Origin of the sequence: Microbacterium yannicii PS01 (genome assembly GCF_000304335.1) — a bacterium.
Classification (GTDB): domain Bacteria; phylum Actinomycetota; class Actinomycetes; order Actinomycetales; family Microbacteriaceae; genus Microbacterium; species Microbacterium yannicii_A.
The window spans coordinates 137,620-155,939 of sequence record NZ_CAJF01000005.1 but is presented as its reverse complement, the minus strand read 5'-3'; the positions used below and the strand labels follow the sequence as shown (position 1 = coordinate 155,939).

At 70.6% G+C, this 18,320-nt stretch carries 13 protein-coding genes and 1 pseudogene; 8 read left to right on the top strand and 6 right to left on the bottom strand.

The window, feature by feature from the left end:
• Positions 1-2,314: MMPL family transporter (locus WYM_RS04560; protein WP_019179648.1), on the bottom strand; the 2,314-nt coding region annotated here is incomplete at its 3' end.
• Between the two features lie 154 nt (positions 2,315-2,468).
• Between WYM_RS04560 and WYM_RS04555 the strand changes: the two genes are divergently transcribed.
• Complete coding sequence (locus WYM_RS04555) at positions 2,469-3,125, top strand: TetR/AcrR family transcriptional regulator (RefSeq protein ID WP_019179647.1); 657 nt, start codon at positions 2,469-2,471, stop codon at positions 3,123-3,125.
• A 62-nt stretch (positions 3,126-3,187) separates the two neighbouring features.
• On the opposite strand, the pseudogene WYM_RS19210 reads toward WYM_RS04555, so the two are convergent.
• A pseudogene (locus WYM_RS19210) lies at positions 3,188-4,196 on the bottom strand (o-succinylbenzoate synthase).
• 143 nt (positions 4,197-4,339) lie between these two features.
• On the opposite strand from WYM_RS19210, the gene WYM_RS04545 reads away from it, so the two are divergent.
• The 4 genes from WYM_RS04545 to metH all read left to right on the top strand — a co-directional run bounded on the left by WYM_RS04545 (position 4,340) and on the right by metH (position 10,236).
• Entirely contained in the window at positions 4,340-4,675 is a 336-nt protein-coding gene (locus tag WYM_RS04545) for a PadR family transcriptional regulator (protein WP_019179646.1), read from the top strand.
• Between the two features lies 1 nt (position 4,676).
• Positions 4,677-5,636: a permease prefix domain 1-containing protein gene (locus tag WYM_RS04540; RefSeq protein WP_019179645.1), complete on the top strand. Its 960-nt coding sequence runs from the start codon at positions 4,677-4,679 to the stop codon at positions 5,634-5,636.
• A 66-nt stretch (positions 5,637-5,702) separates the two neighbouring features.
• Positions 5,703-6,503 carry an LLM class F420-dependent oxidoreductase gene (locus WYM_RS04535; protein ID WP_019179644.1) on the top strand — a complete coding sequence of 267 codons (801 nt, stop codon included), beginning with the start codon at positions 5,703-5,705 and terminating at the stop codon, positions 6,501-6,503.
• Positions 6,504-6,582: 79 nt separating this feature from the next.
• Positions 6,583-10,236 (top strand): methionine synthase, encoded by a 3,654-nt coding sequence (gene metH / locus WYM_RS04530; RefSeq protein WP_019179643.1) that lies wholly within the window; start codon positions 6,583-6,585, stop codon positions 10,234-10,236.
• 99 nt (positions 10,237-10,335) lie between these two features.
• Here metH and WYM_RS04525 read toward each other — a convergent pair whose 3' ends face one another.
• On the bottom strand, positions 10,336-13,302 hold the full coding sequence (locus WYM_RS04525) for an ATP-binding cassette domain-containing protein (RefSeq protein ID WP_019179642.1): 2,967 nt from the start codon (positions 13,300-13,302) through the stop codon (positions 10,336-10,338).
• Between the two features lie 8 nt (positions 13,303-13,310).
• Positions 13,311-13,868, bottom strand: a complete 558-nt coding sequence (locus WYM_RS04520) for a hypothetical protein (RefSeq protein ID WP_019179641.1) — start codon at positions 13,866-13,868, stop codon at positions 13,311-13,313.
• A 76-nt stretch (positions 13,869-13,944) separates the two neighbouring features.
• Between WYM_RS04520 and WYM_RS04515 the strand changes: the two genes are divergently transcribed.
• Both WYM_RS04515 and WYM_RS04510 read left to right on the top strand, forming a co-directional pair.
• Positions 13,945-15,015, top strand: coding sequence for a 1,4-dihydroxy-2-naphthoyl-CoA synthase (locus tag WYM_RS04515; RefSeq protein WP_019179640.1), 1,071 nt, complete (start codon positions 13,945-13,947; stop codon positions 15,013-15,015).
• A 97-nt stretch (positions 15,016-15,112) separates the two neighbouring features.
• Positions 15,113-16,267, top strand: coding sequence for an AMP-binding protein (locus WYM_RS04510; protein ID WP_019179639.1), 1,155 nt, complete (start codon positions 15,113-15,115; stop codon positions 16,265-16,267).
• A 7-nt stretch (positions 16,268-16,274) separates the two neighbouring features.
• Here WYM_RS04510 and WYM_RS04505 read toward each other — a convergent pair whose 3' ends face one another.
• Positions 16,275-16,667, bottom strand: a complete 393-nt coding sequence (locus WYM_RS04505; protein ID WP_040569062.1) for a VOC family protein — start codon at positions 16,665-16,667, stop codon at positions 16,275-16,277.
• A 199-nt stretch (positions 16,668-16,866) separates the two neighbouring features.
• Here WYM_RS04505 and WYM_RS04500 point away from each other — a divergent pair, with 199 nt between their 5' ends.
• Entirely contained in the window at positions 16,867-17,847 is a 981-nt protein-coding gene (locus WYM_RS04500) for a 1,4-dihydroxy-2-naphthoate polyprenyltransferase (protein ID WP_019179637.1), read from the top strand.
• Positions 17,848-17,980: 133 nt separating this feature from the next.
• Here the strand turns inward: WYM_RS04500 and WYM_RS04495 are convergent, their stop codons facing one another.
• On the bottom strand, positions 17,981-18,271 hold the full coding sequence (locus WYM_RS04495) for a DUF4229 domain-containing protein (RefSeq protein WP_019179636.1): 291 nt from the start codon (positions 18,269-18,271) through the stop codon (positions 17,981-17,983).
• Positions 18,272-18,320 lie beyond the last annotated feature (49 nt).

Below are 18,320 nucleotides of genomic sequence, written 5' to 3'. Positions count from 1 at the left end.
CGCCGAGGAGTGCCATGACCGCCGGCACGAGCGTCATGCGCACGAGGAACGCGTCGACGGCGATGCCGACCGCGAGGCCCAGAGCGATGGGCTTGATCGACGAGTCGCCCTCCGGCACGAACGCGGCGAACACCGCGAACATGATGATGGCAGCCGCGGTCACGACCCGCGCCGAGGCCGAGAAGCCCGACCGGACCGCGCCGATGGCGATGTCGCGGTGGCTGCGCGTCGCGTGACCCGCGGCGGCGCGACGGGCGTGCACGTAGTCCTCGCGCATGCGGCTGACCAGGAACACCTGGTAGTCCATCGCGAGCCCGAACAGCACGCCCATGAGGATGATCGGCATGAAGCTGATCACCGGTCCGGTGCGGGTGACGTGCAGCAGGTCGGCCAGCCAGCCCCACTCGAACACAGCGGCGACGACACCGAACGACGCGGCGACCGAGAGCAGATAGCCGAGCGCGGCCTTGATCGGCACCCAGATCGAACGGAATACGATCATCAGCAGCACGAGCGAGAGACCCACCACGAAGATGCCGAAGGGGACCAGCGCGGCCCCGAGGCGGTCGGAGATGTCGATGCCGACGGCGGTGAAGCCCGTCACCTTGAGATCGACGCCGTACTCGTCCTCGAGCTCGGGAGCCAGCTCGCGCAGCGCGCGCACCAGATCGGCCGTGGCCGGGTCGTCGGGCGCGGTCTCGGGGACGATCTGGATGAGACCCGTGTCAGCGGTCTCGTTCGGGGTCGCGAGGGCGATCTCCTTGACGCCGGGAACCTGCTCGATCTCGTCGGCGAGGTCCTCCATGAGTCCCAGCGGATCGGTCGAGGTGACGATCGTGCCGGTCATGATGAGGGGACCGTTCGATCCCGGCCCGAAGTGCTCGGCGGTGAGGTCGTACGCTTGACGCGCCTGGCTCGACTCCGGCTGCACGCCCGCGTTCGGCAGGGCCAGGGTGAGGCTGGCGGCCGGAATCGCCATGACGCCGAGAGTCAGCACGACCGCGATGGTGGTGACGACCGGGTGGCGCGTCACGAGCTGGACCCACCTGTTCGTCTTCTTGCCTGAGGGGGTGGGGTGCGCTGCCGAGGTGGTCGGCTCGTGATCCGGTTCGCGAGTGGCCGCAACATCCGTCGGCGCTTCCACGCGCCGCAGAGTGCGCGCGTCGGAACGCTCGCCCGGCGAGTGAGCTTCCACGTCGTCGTCGGCGGGGGCATCGGCGGGAGACCGGCGCGAGGAGCGCTTGCGGGAGCCGCGGGTCATCGGGAGGCCGGCTCCGGCGGCGCGGTAGCCCCAGCCGGCGACGCGGCCCTTCGAGAAGCCGAGGAGGGCGGGAGTGAGGGTCACGGCGACGACGACGGCGATCGCGACGGCCACGGCGGCGGCGATGCCCATCGTGGTGAGGAAGGGGATGCCGGCGAAGCCGAGGCCGATGAGCGCGATGAGCACCGTGACGCCGGCGAACACGACGGCCGAGCCGGCGGTTCCCGTGGCACGCGCGGCGGACTCCTCGGGGTCGACGCCGGCTCTCACCTGATCCTGATGCCGCGCCACGATGAACAGCGCGTAGTCGATGCCGACCGCGAGGCCCAGCATCACCGCCAGCATCGGCGTGGTCGACGAGATGGACGCGAAGGCGGTGGAGACGTAGATCAGCGCGATGGCCAGACCCACGCCGATCAGCGCCGACACCAGGGGGAACCACGCGACAGCGATCGAGCGGAAGGTCACGATGAGGACGAAGAGGGCGATGAGCACACCGACCGCCTCGATGATCGACAGCGCCGGGACGGACGTCGAGAACAGGTCTCCGCCCATCGCCACCTGCGAGCCCTCGGGCAGGGACTCCCGCAGATCGTCGGCGACGTCCTCGAGGGTCGTCTTGGTCTCGTCCGACACGTCGGTCGCCTGGCCGTCGAACTGCAGGCGGATGATCGCCGCCGAATCGTCGTCGGAGACCAGCCCGGTGACCATCTCGTCGAACGGGTCGGTCACGGCGATGACCTCGTCGACGTCTTCGAGCTGAGCGATCGTGTCGGCGATGCCCGACGCGTACGGATCGGCGTCGACGGTGTCGCCGTCCGCGGCGACCACCACGACCTGGGCGCTGGTGCCGCTGGCCTGCGGAAAGCTGCGGTCGAGCAGCTGGATGCCCTCCTGCGCCTCGGTCCCGGGGATCGAGAAGGAGTTGTCGGTGCTCGTCATGAAGGCTGCGGCGCTTCCGCCGGCGATGCCGAGGAGCAGCACCCAGGCAACCAGGACGCGCCACGGGTGGCGGTACGACCAGCGGCCGAGCGCATACAGAAGAGTCGACACAGCGCCTCCGGGTTCACGGTTGGGAAGAACGGGAACTTTCGATACAGCGCTGTATCGGATACATGAGTGTATCGTAAGACTCCGAACGAGCCCCAACCTGGGATGTCCGTGTGTGTTTCGATGGACCCGGGCAACGTGGTCGAGAGGAGGACCGATGACAGACGTCCCGATGGTCGAGATGCCCGTCACATCGCGGCGCCGTGAGGCGACCCGCCAGAAGCTGCTGGACGCAGCCGCCCAGGTCTTCGCGGAAGTCGGCCTGGACGCGGCATCCGTCGAAGCGGTCTGCGACCGCGCAGGCTTCACCCGTGGTGCGTTCTACTCGAATTTCGAGACCAAGGACGAACTGTTCCTCGAGCTCGCCGGTGCCGTCGCTCGCGAACGCGTGGCCGCGGTGCGTTCGCGCGTCGCCGATCTCGAGCGCGACGGCGCGTTCGACGATGCGCACGCCGACGCGTTCCAAATCATCCAGCAGGTGCTCGACCTGTCGTCGGACGACCGGCTGGGCGTGCTCCTCATGAGCGAGATCCGCATCCATGCCATGCGCAGTCCGGAGCTGGCGGCCGCGTATCTGGCTCAGGACGATGAGATGTGCCGCAGCGTCGCCCAGATCATCGACGACATCGGGCGTGCGAACGTCCTGCGGTTCCGCCTGCCGTCCCTCGACGCCGCCCGCCTGATGCTGACCGTCTGGGAGAGCTCGGCGGTGCGCTCCGCCATGGCAGGACTGGACTACGAGGAGATGTGCCGCCGCACGAACGAAGAGCTCGCGCGGGTGGCACAGCTGCTCATCGAGCTTCCCGCCCGCTGAGCTTCACGCCCGCCCGCTGAGCTTCACGCCCGCCCGCTGAGCTTCAGCCCGTCCGCTGAGCTTCAGTCCGGGTTGCTGAGCCTGTCGAAGCACCGGCCCACTCGCGCCAGCCACCAGTCGCGGCGCTCGACGGGCGCCGCGTACGCGTCGAGGAGGGCGGGCTCTGCCGTGACCCGCCCCACGGCGAGCTTGCCGCCCCGCGCGACGAGGGACTGGCCGACGACGTCCGCCGCAAGCAGCGAGGCGGTGCCCAGTCCGCAGTCGTAGTCGAGCTGGGGGGAGGGCGGCGGCCAGGGCGACGCCCATCGAGAGTCCGACCGAGGTGTCCAGCGCGCTCGAGACGACGGCCGGCAGTCCTGCCTCGGCGACGATGTCGAGGGCGCGGCGCACGCCGCCCAGCGGCTGCGCCTTGATGACCACAAGGTCCGCCGCCCCCGCGCGCGCGACGGCGAGCGGGTCGGCGGCCTTGCGGACGCTCTCGTCCGCGGCGATCGGGATGCCCATGTACTTCACGCGGCGGCGCAGTTCGGCGAGCTCCTCGACGCTTGCGCACGGCTGCTCGGCGTACTCCAGGTCGAACTCGGCCAGGGCGTGGATAGCGTGCTCCGCCTCGTCCACGTTCCAGGCGCCGTTGGCATCGATGCGGATGCGTCCTTCGGGACCCATCGCCTCGCGCACGGCGCGGACGCGCTCGACATCGTCGGCCAGGCGCTGGCCGGGCTCGGCGACCTTGACCTTGGCTGTGCGGCAGCCATCGAAGCGGGCGAGTACCGCGGCGACCTGGGCCGCCGCCACTGCGGGCACGGTGGCGTTGACGCTGATGGCGTCGCGTCGGGCGGCGGGCTGCGGCATCCATCCGAAATCGACGGCAGCCGCCAGCCATGTCGCCGCTTCCGCGTCGTCGTATTCGACGAAGGGCGAGAATTCGGTCCAGCCTTCCGGCCCCTCGAACAGCACCGCCTCGCGCACGTCGATGCCGCGGAACCGCGTCACCAGCGGCAGTGCGACGACCCGTGCCGTGTCGAGGATGTCGTCGAGAGGAGGTAGGGGTTCCGCGGCGTCGGTGCTCACCCCCTCATCATGACCGTTTACGGACGAGACACGCCGCGACTCGAGGCGCTGACCGCGGCGTGTCCCGTCCGCAAGCGTCCAAGTGGGCGGCGACGACAATGTGTGGTTGACGATAGTGTGTGACGCACAGTACAGTGTGGTGCATGAGCGAAACCGACATCCTCGAGACGCACCTGCAGGAGCTGCGTCGCGGCACGATCGTGCTCGCATGCCTGCGGCTGCTCGAGACTCCGGGCTACGGGTACGGGCTGCTCGAACAGCTGGGGACGCATGGCTTCCCTACCGACGCGAACACCCTCTACCCCCTGCTTCGTCGCCTCGAGAAGCAGGGCCACCTCACGAGCGAGTGGAACACCGACGAGGCACGGCCCCGCAAGTTCTACCGCACCAGCGCAGCGGGCAAGCGACTCGCCGGCGCACTCACCGACGACTTCCGCGCGATCGCCACCGCGATCGACGCCCTTCCTCAGGAGGACTGACATGCCTACCACCACTCTCACCGACCGCTACGTCGACGCCGCGATGCGGACCGTCCCCGAAGACCAGCGCTCCGACCTCGCCGACGAACTGCGCGTCTCGATCGACGACCAGATCGATGCGCGCGTCGCCGAGGGCGAACCGCGCGAGCAGGCGGAACGCTCGGTCATCGTCGAGCTCGGCGACCCCGAGCTCCTCGCCGCGCAGTACACCGACCGGCAGCTGTACCTCGTCGGGCCGCGGTATTACCTCGACTGGTGGCGGCTGACGAAGCTCCTGTTGTGGATCGTGATCCCGTTGGCGGGACTCGGCGTGGCGATCGCGCACACCCTCAGCGGCGCCGGGATCGGCGAGGTCATCGGGGCGACCGTCGTCGCCCTGCTGAACGTGGCGATGCACGTCTTCTTCTGGACGGTCCTCATCGTCGTGATCCTCGAGCGCACCGGCACCCGCATGCGCAAGCCGTACGAGGGGGCGTGGAAGCCCGAGATGCTGCCCGAGCCGCGTCAGCGCGGCGCCGGCTTCGGCGACATGGTCGCGAGCCTGATCTTCCTCGTCGTCGCGGCCGCCGCCCTGCTGTGGGATCGGTTCATCGGCTTCGTCCCCACCGAACCGGGACTGTCGTTCTTCAACCCGGACCTGTGGCCGTGGGTCTTCGCGGGGCTCTTCGTGCTCATGGCGCTCGAGGCCGCGCTCAGCATCGCGGTGTACTTCGTCGGACGGTGGACCGTGCCGCTCGCGGTGCTCAACGCGGCGCTGGCTCTCGCGGTCGCCGTCCCCGCCCTCATCCTCCTCGCGCAGGGTGAGCTGCTGAATCCCGACTTCTTCGCCACGACCACTCCGGGCGCCGACGTCGGGTCGATCCTCACGGTGATCACCGGCTTCGTCATCGCGGGCATCGCAGTCTGGGACATCATCGACGTCGCCGCCAAGGCGAGGCGGGGTCGCATCGGCCGCCGCTGAGGGACAGCGGGACGGAAGGGAGGGGTGCGCGCCGCGCCCCTCCCTTCCTCTCTTAGGCTGAATCGCATGCCTCTTCTCGACACTCCCGTGCGCCTCGGCGTGCAGCTGCAGCCCCAGCACGCTCCGTACCCTGCGTTCCGCGACGCCGTCCGTCGGCTCGAAGACATGGGCGTCGACATCCTGTTCAACTGGGACCACTTCTTCCCGCTCTCGGGCGACCCCGACGGACTGCACTTCGAGTCCTGGACGATGCTCGCCGCATGGGCCGAGCAGACCGAGCGCGTCGAGTTCGGGTCGCTGGTCAACTGCAACAGCTATCGCAACCCCGACCTGCAGGCCGACATGGCCCGCACGATCGACCACATCTCGGCGAAGAACGGCGGCGAGGGCCGGTTCATCTTCGCGACGGGTTCGGGGTGGTTCGCCCGCGACTACGAGGAGTACGGCTACGAGTTCGGCACCGCCGGCTCACGACTGGACGACCTCGCGGCCGGCCTCGAACGGATCGAGGCCCGCTGGCAGAAGCTCAATCCGGCGCCGACCCGCGAGATCCCGGTGATGATCGGCGGCAAGGGCGAGCAGAAGACCCTGCGCCTGGTGGCACGTCACGCCGACATCTGGCACAGCTTCGTGCGTCCCGACGAGCTCGCCCACAAGCTCGACGTCATCGAGCGGTGGGCCGACAAGGAGCAGCGCGACACCTCGGGCCTGGTCATCTCGAACGAGCTGCACCAGCGCGGCGAGGACTTCGGCGACGAGCTCTACGACGCCGGCGTGCGCCTGTTCACCCTGGCCTTCCAGGGCCCGGACTGGGACTACGACCTCGTCGCCTCGTGGCTGCGCTGGCGGGACTCCAAGAACGCCTGACCCCGGGATCACGGCCGCCGGGTTGCGGGAGATGTCATGCGACCCGGCGGTTCCGACGGCGGCGGATAGGATCGCGCGGGTGACCGCCGCCCCGACCGCCCCTCGGTTCGCCCTCGACATCGACGGCGTGCCGCGGCCAGAGCGCGCGCAGGCGCTGCTGGATGCCGTGCGCGAGCGCCTCGTCATCGCCGACGGTGCGATGGGCACGATGCTGCAGCAGTTCGACCTGTCGATCGACGGCGACTTCCAGGGTCTCGAGGGGTGCAACGAGATCCTCAACGTCTCGCGGCCCGACGTCGTCGCCGCGATCCACGACGCCTACCTCGCGGTCGGCGTCGACGCCGTCGAGACGAACACCTTCGGTGCGAACTGGTCGAACCTCGATGACTACGGCATCGACGACCGCATCGCCGAGCTCGCCGAAGCCGGGGCACGCATCGCACGCGAGCGTGCCGAGGCGGCCGCGACGGCGGACGGCCGGATGCGGTGGGTGCTCGGTTCGATGGGCCCGGGCACGAAGCTCCCCAGCCTCGGTCACACCTCCTACGAGCACCTCAAGCAGACGTTCGCGCTCCAGGCCGAGGGACTGATCGACGGGGGAGCCGATGCCTTCCTCGTCGAGACGTCGCAGGACCTGCTGCAGACCAAGGCCGCTGTCAACGGATGCAAGCAGGCGATCGTGAGCCGCGGCATCCGTCTGCCGATCTTCGTCGAGGTGACGGTCGAGACGACCGGGACCATGCTCATGGGCAGTGAGATCGGCGCGGCGCTCACCGCGATCGAGCCCCTGGGGGTCGATGCGATCGGACTCAACTGCGCGACCGGGCCGACCGAGATGAGCGAGCACCTGCGGCACCTCTCGAAGCACGCGGCGGTGCCGATCGCGTGCATGCCCAACGCCGGCCTGCCGGTGCTGACGGCCGACGGCGCGCACTATCCGCTCTCGCCGGCCGAGCTCGCGACCGCACACGAGCAGTTCGTGCGCGAGTTCGGCCTGGGGCTGGTGGGCGGATGCTGCGGCACCACGCCCGAGCACCTGGCCGCGGTCGTCGAGCGGCTGCGTCCGCTGGTGGCGACTGCTCGATCGCGTGCGACGACCGGTGAGCCCGGAGTCGCGTCGCTGTACCAGCACGTGTCGTTCCACCAGGACGCCTCGTACCTCGCGATCGGGGAGCGCACCAACGCCAACGGATCGAAGGCCTTCCGCGAGGCGATGCTCGAGGAGCGGTGGGACGACTGCGTCGAGATCGCGCGTGACCAGATCCGCGTCGGCGCGCACCTGCTCGACGTGTGCATCGACTATGTCGGGCGCGACGGCGTCGCCGACATCCGCGAGGTGGTCTCGCGCTTCGCGTCGGCCTCGACGCTCCCGCTCGTCGTCGATTCCACCGAGCCCGCCGTCATCAGCGCGGGCCTCGAGCTCATCGGCGGACGCCCGGTCGTCAACTCGGTGAACTACGAGGACGGTGACGGCCCGGCATCCCGATTCGGCCGCATCATGCCGCTCGTGAAGGAGCACGGCACCGCCGTCATCGCGCTCACCATCGACGAAGAGGGTCAGGCGCGCACCGCCGAAGGCAAAGTGCGCATCGCGTCGCGCCTCGTCGACGAGCTCGTGGGCGAGTGGGGTCTGCGGGTGAGCGACATCATCGTCGACTGCCTGACCTTCCCGATCGCCACGGGTCAGGAGGAGACGCGGCGCGACGCCATCGAGACGATCGAGGCGATCCGGGAGATCTCGAGGAAGTACCCGGGCATCCAGACGACCCTCGGCGTCTCGAACGTGTCGTTCGGTCTGAACCCGGCCGCTCGCAGCGTGCTGAACTCGGCCTTCCTGCACGAGGCCGTCGAAGCCGGGCTCACCTCGGGGATCATCGACGCCGCGAAGATCGTGCCGCTGGCGTCGCTCTCGGACGAGCAGCGCAAGGTGGCGCTCGACCTCGTCTGGGACCGCCGCGAGTACGACGCCGACGGCAACGTCGCCTACGACCCGCTGGAGCGGATGCTCGACCTCTTCGCCGGCGTCGACACCGCGGCGCTGCGCAACCAGCGCTCGGCCGAGCTCGCCGCGCTGCCGCTGGGCGAGCGACTCGAGCGGCGCATCATCGACGGCGAGGGCAAGGGCCTCGAACCCGACCTCGACCTCGCGCGGGCCGAGGGGCTGACTCCGCTTCAGATCATCAACGACCACCTCCTCGAGGGAATGAAGGTCGTCGGCGAGCGGTTCGGCGCGGGCGAGATGCAGCTGCCGTTCGTGCTGCAGTCCGCCGAGGTCATGAAGACCGCGGTCGCCCTGCTCGAGCCGCACATGGAGAAGGCGGATGCCTCGGGCAAGGGTCGCATCGTGCTCGCGACGGTCCGCGGGGACGTGCACGACATCGGCAAGAACCTCGTCGACATCATCCTGACCAACAACGGCTACGACGTCATCAATCTCGGCATCAAGCAGCCGATCGCCGACATCATCGCCGCCGCCGAGGAGCACGACGCCGACGTCATCGGCATGTCGGGGCTGCTGGTGAAGTCGACGGTCGTCATGAAAGAGAACCTCCAGGAGCTGCAATCCCGGGGCCTGGACAAGAAGTGGCCCGTCATCCTCGGAGGCGCTGCGCTGACCCGCGCCTACGTCGAGGACGACCTCGCCGGGCTCTTCGGCGGCCACGTCCGGTACGCGCGCGATGCGTTCGAGGGGCTCGCCCTCATGGAGCCGCTGGTCAAGATCGCGCGCGGTGCCGATCCGGCCGAGGTCGGCCTGCCGACGTTGAAGAAGCGTCGTCATGCGGCGGGGTCCAAGCTCACGCTCACGGAGCCCGAGGCCATGCCGGGGCGTTCGGACGTGGCATCCGACAACCCGGTTCCAGTGCCGCCGTTCTGGGGCACGCGCATCGTTCGCGGCATCGCGCTGCACGACTATGCCGCCTTCCTCGATGAGCGCGCGACCTTCATGGGGCAGTGGGGCCTCAAGCCCGGCCGCAGCGAGGACGGGCTCTCGTACGAGCAGCTCGTCGATACGGAGGGCCGCCCGCGGCTGCGCTACTGGCTCGATCGGATCCTCGGCGAGGGGATGCTCGACGCCTCGGTCGCGTACGGATACTTCCCGGTCGTCTCCGACGGCGACGACGTCGTGGTGCTGCACCACGGCGACGATCGCGACGGCGTGCTGGGTGTGCCCGGACTGCTCGCACCCGACGGCGGCTCGGGCACCTCGACGGGCTCAGCGACCGAGGTCGGCACCGAGCGGCTGCGGTTCCACTTCCCGCGGCAGCGGCGCGACCGGCACCTGTGCCTCGCGGACTTCGTGCGCTCGCGGCAATCGGGCGTGGTCGACGTCATGCCGGTGCAGCTGGTGACCGCCGGGGCGCACATCGACTCCGTCACGGCGAAGCTGTTCGCCGAAGACAGATATCGCGACTACTACGAGCTCAATGGCCTCGTGATGCAGCTGACCGAGGCGCTCGCCGAGTTCTGGCACGCGCGTATCCGCTCCGAGCTCGGCTTTTCGGACGAGGACCCGACGGAGACCGCGGGCCTGTTCAAACTCGAGTACCGCGGCGCCCGCTTCTCGCTCGGCTACCCCGCCTGCCCCGACATGGAGGATCGGCGCAAGGTCGTCGAACTCCTGCGGCCCGAGCGCATGGGCGTCGAGCTGAGCGAAGAGCTGCAGCTGCATCCCGAGCAGTCCACCGACGCCTTCGTCTTCCACCACCCCGAGGCGAAGTACTTCTCGGTCTGATCGGGGGCGCTCGCCGGTGGCGGGTGCCGCGGAGCCGCGGGCCGCGGCATCCGCTCGCTTGTTGCCGTTCCGCCGGAGACTCGGCCTTCCGCAGGTCGTTCAGCCCCGCAGACCTCCTGCGGAAGCAGCGTTCTCCTGTGTGCGTCCTCTTGTGGGCGCCGGCCCGAGCGTGCGGGGCTGAAGCGGCTTCGCACGCCGCAGCGCGGCGAGCACGGGGCGGCCGATGATCAGGATGCCGATGAGCGAGGTGATCGCGCGGAGGGTGTCCCAGCTGAGGGTCGACGTGACAAGCGAATACAGCAGGAAGTTCGCGACGTTGGTGCCGAGCGGCGCGGCCGCGTCGTACGAGATCTCGGTGCCGAAGCCGACGGCGAAGGGCCAGAACCACAGGTTCATGAGCAGGCCGAACATGTAGGAGGCGACGGCTCCGTAGACGCACAGCATCGCGATCTCGGTCGCTGCGCCGAGGCGTCGAGGGAGGAGCCCGGCGACCGCGCCGACCCACGCACACGCGAACATCTGGAAGGGCGTCCAGGGTCCGAAGGTTCCGGTGACCACCGTCGAGAGGGCGATCGTCGCCATGCCGAGAAGCATCCCGAACCGCGCCCCGAACGCGCGGCCGGCGAGGATCAGCAGGATGAAGACGGCCTCCACACCGCCGACTCCGGTGCTCGCGATGCGCACCGCTGCGCCGATCGCGGCGAGCGTTCCGAGGAGTGCGAGCATGTGCGCCGAGCGCACCGAGCCGTCGAGCGTCGCGAAGACCACGAGCGCGGCGAGCGGCGCGAGAGCGAGCGCCGCGACCGGCACGGCGGCGTGCGCCTGCGCGGGAACCGCGGTCGCCAGGAGAGGCCAGCAGAACGCGCCGAGCGCGACGAGGTTCGCGGCGACGAGCGCCAGGAGCGGGATCGCTCGCCTCGATGCCGCGCGGCCCGACGCGCGGGCTCTGTCTTCGGTAGGGACGTCGAGGTCGGGCAGTCGGTGAGAAGCCGAGCCGGTCGGCGTTCGCAATTCAGTCCGCGGTGTCGCCACCACGGCCGGATCCCGCCTCACACGGGGCTCCAGCCGGCGCGAAGACTGAATTGCGAACGGACCGGCGCTCGACAGGACGCCGTCACGCATCGAGAGCACGCGGTCCGCCCCTGCGGCCACGTCGGGTTCGTGCGAGGCGACGAGCACCGCGGTGCCCTGCGCCGAGAGGGTGGCGAGCGCCGCCCACACCAGACCCCGGGCCTCCGGATCCAGGCCGCGGGTCGGCTCGTCGACGAGGAGCGCGGCCGGGCCGCCGGCGAGCTGGATGGCCAGGGCGAGGCAGCGCCGTTCGCCGACGGAGAGATCCCGCGGATGCCGCGCGAGACGCTGCGTGAACTCGGCGCTGTCGGGGTCGAGCCCCAGGAACCCCGCGACGCGCTCGGCGGTCGAGGCCGTTCTCACCGAGGACTCGCCCGATGCCCCGGCACGTCGGTCGGCGCGGCGGCACTCGGCGGCGACGGTGTCGTACACGAACAGGTCGTCCGAGGCGTCGGGTACCAGCGCCACGCGTCCCTCGGACTCGATCCGGGTGTCGCGGCCGGGCAGCGCGAGCGCGGCGAGCAGGCTCGACTTCCCGGCGCCGTTCGCACCGACGAGCGCGACGATCTCGCCAGCCTGGAGTTCGATGTTCGCCCGATCGATGGCGAGGACGCTCCCGTGCCGCACCGTCACGTCGGTCGCGCGCAGGGCGATCGCCCCGCTCATGGCGGAGTGCCCGTCACGGCCTTGACCGCCCGGCAGCGATGGGGAAGAGACGAGCGGGCGGATGGCATCGAGGTCGGATGCGCGATCCGCAGGCGTCCCGACGCCGAAGCCGGCATCGGCCACCGCGCCTCCCGCGATGCGCAGCTCGGTGTCGGCCAGCGCGCGAAGGGGATCGGCGCGGTGCTCGGCGACGAGCACGCACATGCCGGCCTCGTGCGCGAGATCGCGCAGCAGGTGCGCGACGCGGGTGCGCGTGTCGGCATCGAGATCTGCGAGCGGCTCGTCGACGAGCAGCAGGAGCGGCTGCTCCGTGATCGCGGCGGCCACTGCGACCAGCGTGGCCTCGCCGGCCGAAAGACCACGCGTCGGCCGATCGAGCAGGGGCGCGATGCCGACCCGGCGGGCCACCTCGGCGACCCGCGCCGCGACCAAGACCGGAGCGACACCTCGCAGCTCCAGGGCCAACCCGAGCTCGTCGCGCACCCGCTCGGTCGCGAAGGCCTCCCGCGGGTTCTGCAGCACCACGCCGATCCGCTGCGCGAGGTCTCGGGGCGGAACGGCTTGGCGGTCGTGCCCGGCGGCCCTCATCGTGCCCGTCATCCATCCACCGTCGACGTGCGTGTGCAGTCCGGCAAGAGCGCGCAGGAGCGTCGACTTGCCCGAGCCGGTGGCGCCCGTCAGCAGCGTGAGGCTGCCGGGCGCCAGCACCAGAGATCCGATCCGGATGCTGCGCCCTCCGGCATCCGTCATGTCGCCGGCGCCGAAGCCCAGCTCGGCGTCGTGCACCTCGACGGGCGTCCGGCAGTCGCCCTCGCGCGAGCGCCCTGCGAAGCCCCGCAGTTCGAGCGCCGCGGCGACGCTTCCGGCGCGCTCGAGCGTGCGCTGGAGGAGCGGCATCAGCATCCTCACGCCTGCGCGCTCGCCCCGCAGGCGCTGCGCGAACCGCACCCGGCGGGCGGCGTCTGCGAGTGAGGGGAGCGTCGCCCACGCGATGGCGAGGGCCCGCGCGATGCCCCGGAGCGGCCCGCGTCGTGAGGCGCGGGCGAGCACCCGCGGCACGTCGACGAGTGAGTTCACCAGCCCGAAGGCGAGGATCGTCAGGGCGATCGGAAAGGCGCTGGCCGCGGCATCCCACAGGCCATCGACGGTGACCGGACCCAGCACCACAACGTGCGAGAACGGCGGCGGCAGGCGCAGCTCGGGAAGCGGCAGGACGACCGCCCCGGTGCCGTCCGCGCCGTGGAAGAGGACGCGGTAGACGACCCGGACCGCGACGAAGGCGACGGCGAGAACGGCCGCGGCGCGAAGTGGCCCGGGTCGGATCGTCACGGCATGGCTTACGGGGTCGGAGTGGCAGGCTCGCCGTTCAGTGTGAACAGCAGCTCGACGGCGTCGCCGGGCTCGAGCTCGAGGGTCGACGCCCCTTCCTGTGCGTAGCCCCATTCGCCGTCGGCGGGCTTCTCCCACAGCGACCAATACGCGAATGCGGCCGGCATCGCCGCGCAGGTCTCGAAGTACTCCGAGCCGTCTTCGGCCGGGATCGGGGTGTCTTCGGAGGGAACGCCGTTCACGCGGCAGACGACCTGGTCGCCGTACTCCTCAGTGCCCTCAGTCTCGATGCCCGCGACAGTGAACGCGTCTCCGGCGATGACCGGCTCCTCGGTCAGCAGGCACCATTCCTGCGCGTCGCCGCCCTCGAGTGCGGTGGCGTCGACGACGAGCGTGACCCCCTCGTCGCCCGCGCAGGCGGCGTCGGTCGTGATGGTCGCGCTCGCCGCGTCGGAGGCGGTCGGGGTGGCCGAAGACTCCGGTGCGCCGGTCGCGCAAGCAGCGAGCGAGAGAAGGAGAACGGCGGATGCCGCGGCAGCAGCGATTGAGCGGAGAGTCGAGGTCACCGATCCAGGGTAGGGGCCGGCGGTCGACCCCCTGTTTCACATGACGCCCGGCGTCGCACCGCCCTAGGCTGGCCGGGTGAGCGTTTCGGAGCTGTTCGATGACAGCGCGTGGTCCCCGCAGTCCCATCTGGCGCTGGGCGCCCCCGCGGAGGGTTACTCCGACATCACGGCGCATGTCTCCACCGACGGCCGGATTGCGCGCATCGCCTTCGACCGGCCGGAGGTGCGCAACGCCTTCCGGCCGCACACCGTCGACGAGCTGTACCGCGCGCTCGACGCCGCCCGCCAGGACCCGCGGATCGGAGTCGTGCTGCTCACCGGCAACGGCCCGAGCCCGAAGGACGGCGGATGGGCGTTCTGCTCCGGCGGCGACCAGCGCATCCGCGGCCGCGACGGCTACAAGTACGAGCAGTCGGCTGCTGCGCCTGTCGACGCGTCCGCGGGCCCTTCGACGAGCTCAGGGACCGGGGAGGCGAGCTCAGGGACCGGGGAGGCGAGCGCGGGCACCGGGGAGGCGAGCGCGGGCACCGGGGAGACGAGCTCGGGGGCCGGGGAGACGCGCTCGGGGACCGGGGGAGTCGACAACGCCCGGGCAGGCCGCCTGCACATCCTCGAGGTGCAGCGGCTCATCCGCTTCATGCCCAAGGTCGTGATCGCCGTGATCCCCGGCTGGGCGGCGGGCGGCGGGCACTCGCTGCACGTCGTGTGCGACCTGACCGTCGCGTCGGCCGAGCACGGCCGCTTCAAGCAGACCGACGCCGATGTCGGCTCGTTCGACGCCGGCTACGGCTCGGCGTACTTCGCGCGGCAGATCGGGCAGAAGTTCGCCCGCGAGGTGTTCTTCCTCGCGGAGGAGTACTCGGCGCAGCGTGCGTACGAGATGGGCGCCGTCAATCGGGTCGTGCCGCACGCCGATCTCGAGCGCGAGGCACTGGCAATGGCTCGGACCATCCTCACGAAGTCGCCGACGGCCATCCGCATGCTCAAGTTCGCCTTCAACGCCGTCGACGACGGCATGGTCGGGCAGCAGGTGTTCGCGGGCGAGGCCACGCGTCTGGCCTACGGCACCGACGAGGCCGTCGAGGGCCGTGACTCCTTCCTCGAGAAGCGCGACCCCGACTGGTCGCCGTACCCCTGGCACTACTGATGCCCGCGGACGCAACTCCTGAGATCCGGCTCGCCGCGAGCCCCACCCGCGCTCGGCTGAGCGCCATGCCGCCGATCTTCAGGAGTTGCGCACGGCCATGAAGCTCGAACCCGTCATCGACGACGACCCGCGGTCGATCCTGCGGGCGTTGCGCGGAGCGCTGCACGGCGCCGGCCCGGCACTGGGCCTCGGCCTGGTGAGCCAGCTGCCCGGAGAAGTCCGCGCCGGAACGGCCGTCGTCGTCACGACGTCGGGATCGACCGGTGTTCCCAAGAGCGTCGTGCTGAGCCGGGATGCCCTCACCTCGAGCGCGCTGGCGACGGCCGATCGCATCGGCGACGGCGCGTGGCTGCTCGCCCTGCCCGCCAGCTACGTCGCCGGCCTGCAGGTGCTGGTGCGGTCGCTCGTCGCCGACCGCGAGCCCGCCATCCTCTCCGGCGCCTTCACGCCGCAGGCCTTCGCGGCCGCCGCACTCACGATGGTCTCGACGGAGGGCGGCGAGCGCGTCCCGACGTACACGTCACTCGTTCCCGCGCAGCTGTCGCGGCTGCTCGATGCGGCCGAGCACGACTCGGCCGTGCTCGCCGCGCTGCGGTCGTTCCAGACGATCCTCATCGGCGGGCAGGCGCTCCCGGCGGCGACCCTGGAGCGCGCGGAGACCGCCGGCGCTCGCATCGTCCGCACGTACGGCTCCACCGAGACCAGTGGCGGCTGCGTCTACGACGGTGTGCCGCTGCGGGGCGTTCAGATTCGCATCGAGCGCGGCGAGGTCCAGCTCGCCGGTCCGGTGCTGGCCGACGGGTACTTCGGCGACGCAGAGCGGACGGAGGCGACCTTCCTCCGCGACGACGCCGGCACGCGGTGGTACCGCACCGGCGATGCGGGCCTCCTCGATGAAGGCGTGCTGAGGGTGCGCGGGCGCCTCGACAACGTCATCGTGTCGGGCGGCATCAACGTCTCGCTCGATCGCGTCGAGAGGATCGTGCGCGGCGTGCCGGGGCTCGCCCTCGCCGTCGTCGTCGGAGTCCCCGACGAGCGCTGGGGCGAGGCATCCGTCATCGTCTCCGCGCGAGGCGAGGCGCTGCGGCGCAGCGAGGCGGTGCAGCTGGAGGAGGCGCGCGCCGCCGTCCATGCCGAGATCGGCCCGCATGCACGGCCCTCGAAGCTGATCCTCGTCGACGAACTCGAGACGCTGCCGTCGGGTAAGCCCGACCGCGAGGCCATCCGCCGCGCGGTGATCGCGCTGCACTGACGCCGGCTCAGTCCGGACGGTCGGGGTCGTCGGCGCCGACGTCGACGACGCAGAAGCGATTGCCCTCGGTGTCTTCCAGCACGATCCAGTCCGCGTCGTCCGGGTAGTCGTGCCAGTCGACTTCGCGGGCGCCCAGGGCGAGGAGGCGCTCGATCTCGGCCGCCTGATCGTCGGCGTAGAGGTCGAGGTGGATGCGGGGCGGGTAGTGCTGCGGATAGCCCGTCACCGAGAGTGCGAGACTGGCACCCGGCTCGCGCCAGTGGGTCTTCGTCGGCGGATCGAGGATCACCCAGTCCTCGCCCGGCTCCTTCCGGTTCACGTACCCCAGGGCGGCCCGCCAGAAGTCTCCGGCGCGGTCGATGTCCTCCACGGTCAGCACGATCGATCCGATGCTCAGCATGCCGCCATTGTCGGGGGCACCCACGACGCTCGGCAAGGGAGTGCATGTCCCCATCTCGCGCACTGGAGCACCCGGATTGCGCCGGCATCGGGAGATGACGGCGGGCACGTAGGACATGCGTTGTCACCCCAGCGGTCACCCCAGCGACCACCCCGCCGGCCGATCGGCTCCATCGGCGCAGCACCTAAGATGTGCTTTCGTGGCAGGCACCCCCAGCAAGAAGCGCAAGCGTCCAGCACCGAAGAAGCAGCCGGCGCGCCGGAATCCGCAGACGGCCCATGTTCCGCGCGACCCCGCGCACACCCCGAAGGCGACCGCGCGCGACTGGATCGGTGCCGCGCGCCTGCGCACCCTTCCGCTCGCGATCAGCCCCGTCCTGGTCGGAACCGGTGCTGCGATGATCGTCGTCGACCAGTTCCACTGGGTCATCGCCCTGTTCTGCCTGCTCGTGGCGGTCGCTCTGCAGATCGGGGTGAACTACGCCAACGACTACAGCGACGGCATCCGCGGCACCGACGACCACCGCGTCGGCCCCGCCCGGCTCACCGCGTCGCGCCGCGCGAAGCCCCGCACCGTGCTCTTCGTCGCGCTCGCCTTCTTCGCCATCGCGGCGCTGGCGGGCCTTGCCATCACCATCCGCACGCAGCAGTGGTGGTTCATCGCCGTGGGCGCGGTCTGCATCGTCGCGGCCTGGTTCTACACCGGCGGCAAGCGCCCGTACGGGTACTACGGACTCGGCGAGCTCTTCGTCTTCGTCTTCTTCGGCCTCGTCGCGACGCTCGGCACGACGTGGGTCCAGGCCCTCGCGCTGCCGCAGGAGGCGTGGTTCGGGGCCGTCGCGGTCGGGCTGCTCGCCTGCGCGGTGCTGCTGGCCAACAACCTCCGCGACATCGACCAGGACCGCGTCGCCGGCAAGCGCACGCTCACCGTGCTGATCGGGCGCACCGCGACCCGCGTGGTGTTCACGCTGTTCGTGCTCGCGCCGTTCGTGATCGCGGCGTTCCTCGCGCTCTTCTACCCGATCGCGTGGCTGTCGCTGCTCGCGCTGCTCGCCGGCCTGCCCGCGATCCTCATCGTGTGGACGTACCGCGACCCGCGCGAGCTGGTCGTCGCCCTCGGCCTCACGTCACTGACCTCGGTCGGATACGCCGCGTTCCTGATGTGGGCCTTCATCGGCTGACGCGGCGCCGGGTCGAGAGACCGGAGTTCGCGTGCGTTCCCGGAGATCGCGGCGCGTCCCGATCCGGGGAACCGCGGAAGGATCCGGCTATCGGATCGGGCCTGCAGAGCAGCGGATGCCGCGGCACGGCCGGTCAGGGACGATCGGGCTGATCCGGGGTCGCGGCGTCGGCCGCGGCATCCTCCGCGTCTTCGTCGCTGATGGCCGTCCGCGCGCGGGTGCGGCGCTCGGCCAGCCCCGAGGTGGCCTCTTCGAGCGGCTTGCGCAGGAAGAGCAGCGACAGGCTCAGCCCGATGAGGGCGGCGAAGATCGCGGCGAGCCAGTAATACTCCTGCATGATCGGGAACAGCATGAGAATGCCGAACGGCACGAGGAATGCCAGCAGCCGCAGGACCGAGTAGACGATGGCCGAGCGTGCTTTCACCCATCCATCCTAGGTTCGGTCGCAGCCCATGGTCGGCGACGGTTCGGTC

Excerpts from the sequence above, each read along its gene's own strand:
- WYM_RS04555 (WP_019179647.1), top strand. The coding sequence starts at position 2,469 with ATGACAGACGTCCCGATGGTCGAGATGCCCGTCACATCGCGGCGCCGT.
- WYM_RS04545 (WP_019179646.1), top strand. The coding sequence starts at position 4,340 with ATGAGCGAAACCGACATCCTCGAGACGCACCTGCAGGAGCTGCGTCGC.
- WYM_RS04540 (WP_019179645.1), top strand. The coding sequence starts at position 4,677 with ATGCCTACCACCACTCTCACCGACCGCTACGTCGACGCCGCGATGCGG.
- WYM_RS04535 (WP_019179644.1), top strand. The coding sequence starts at position 5,703 with ATGCCTCTTCTCGACACTCCCGTGCGCCTCGGCGTGCAGCTGCAGCCC.
- WYM_RS04510 (WP_019179639.1), top strand. The coding sequence starts at position 15,113 with ATGAAGCTCGAACCCGTCATCGACGACGACCCGCGGTCGATCCTGCGG.
- WYM_RS04505 (WP_040569062.1), bottom strand. The coding sequence starts at position 16,667 with ATGCTGAGCATCGGATCGATCGTGCTGACCGTGGAGGACATCGACCGC.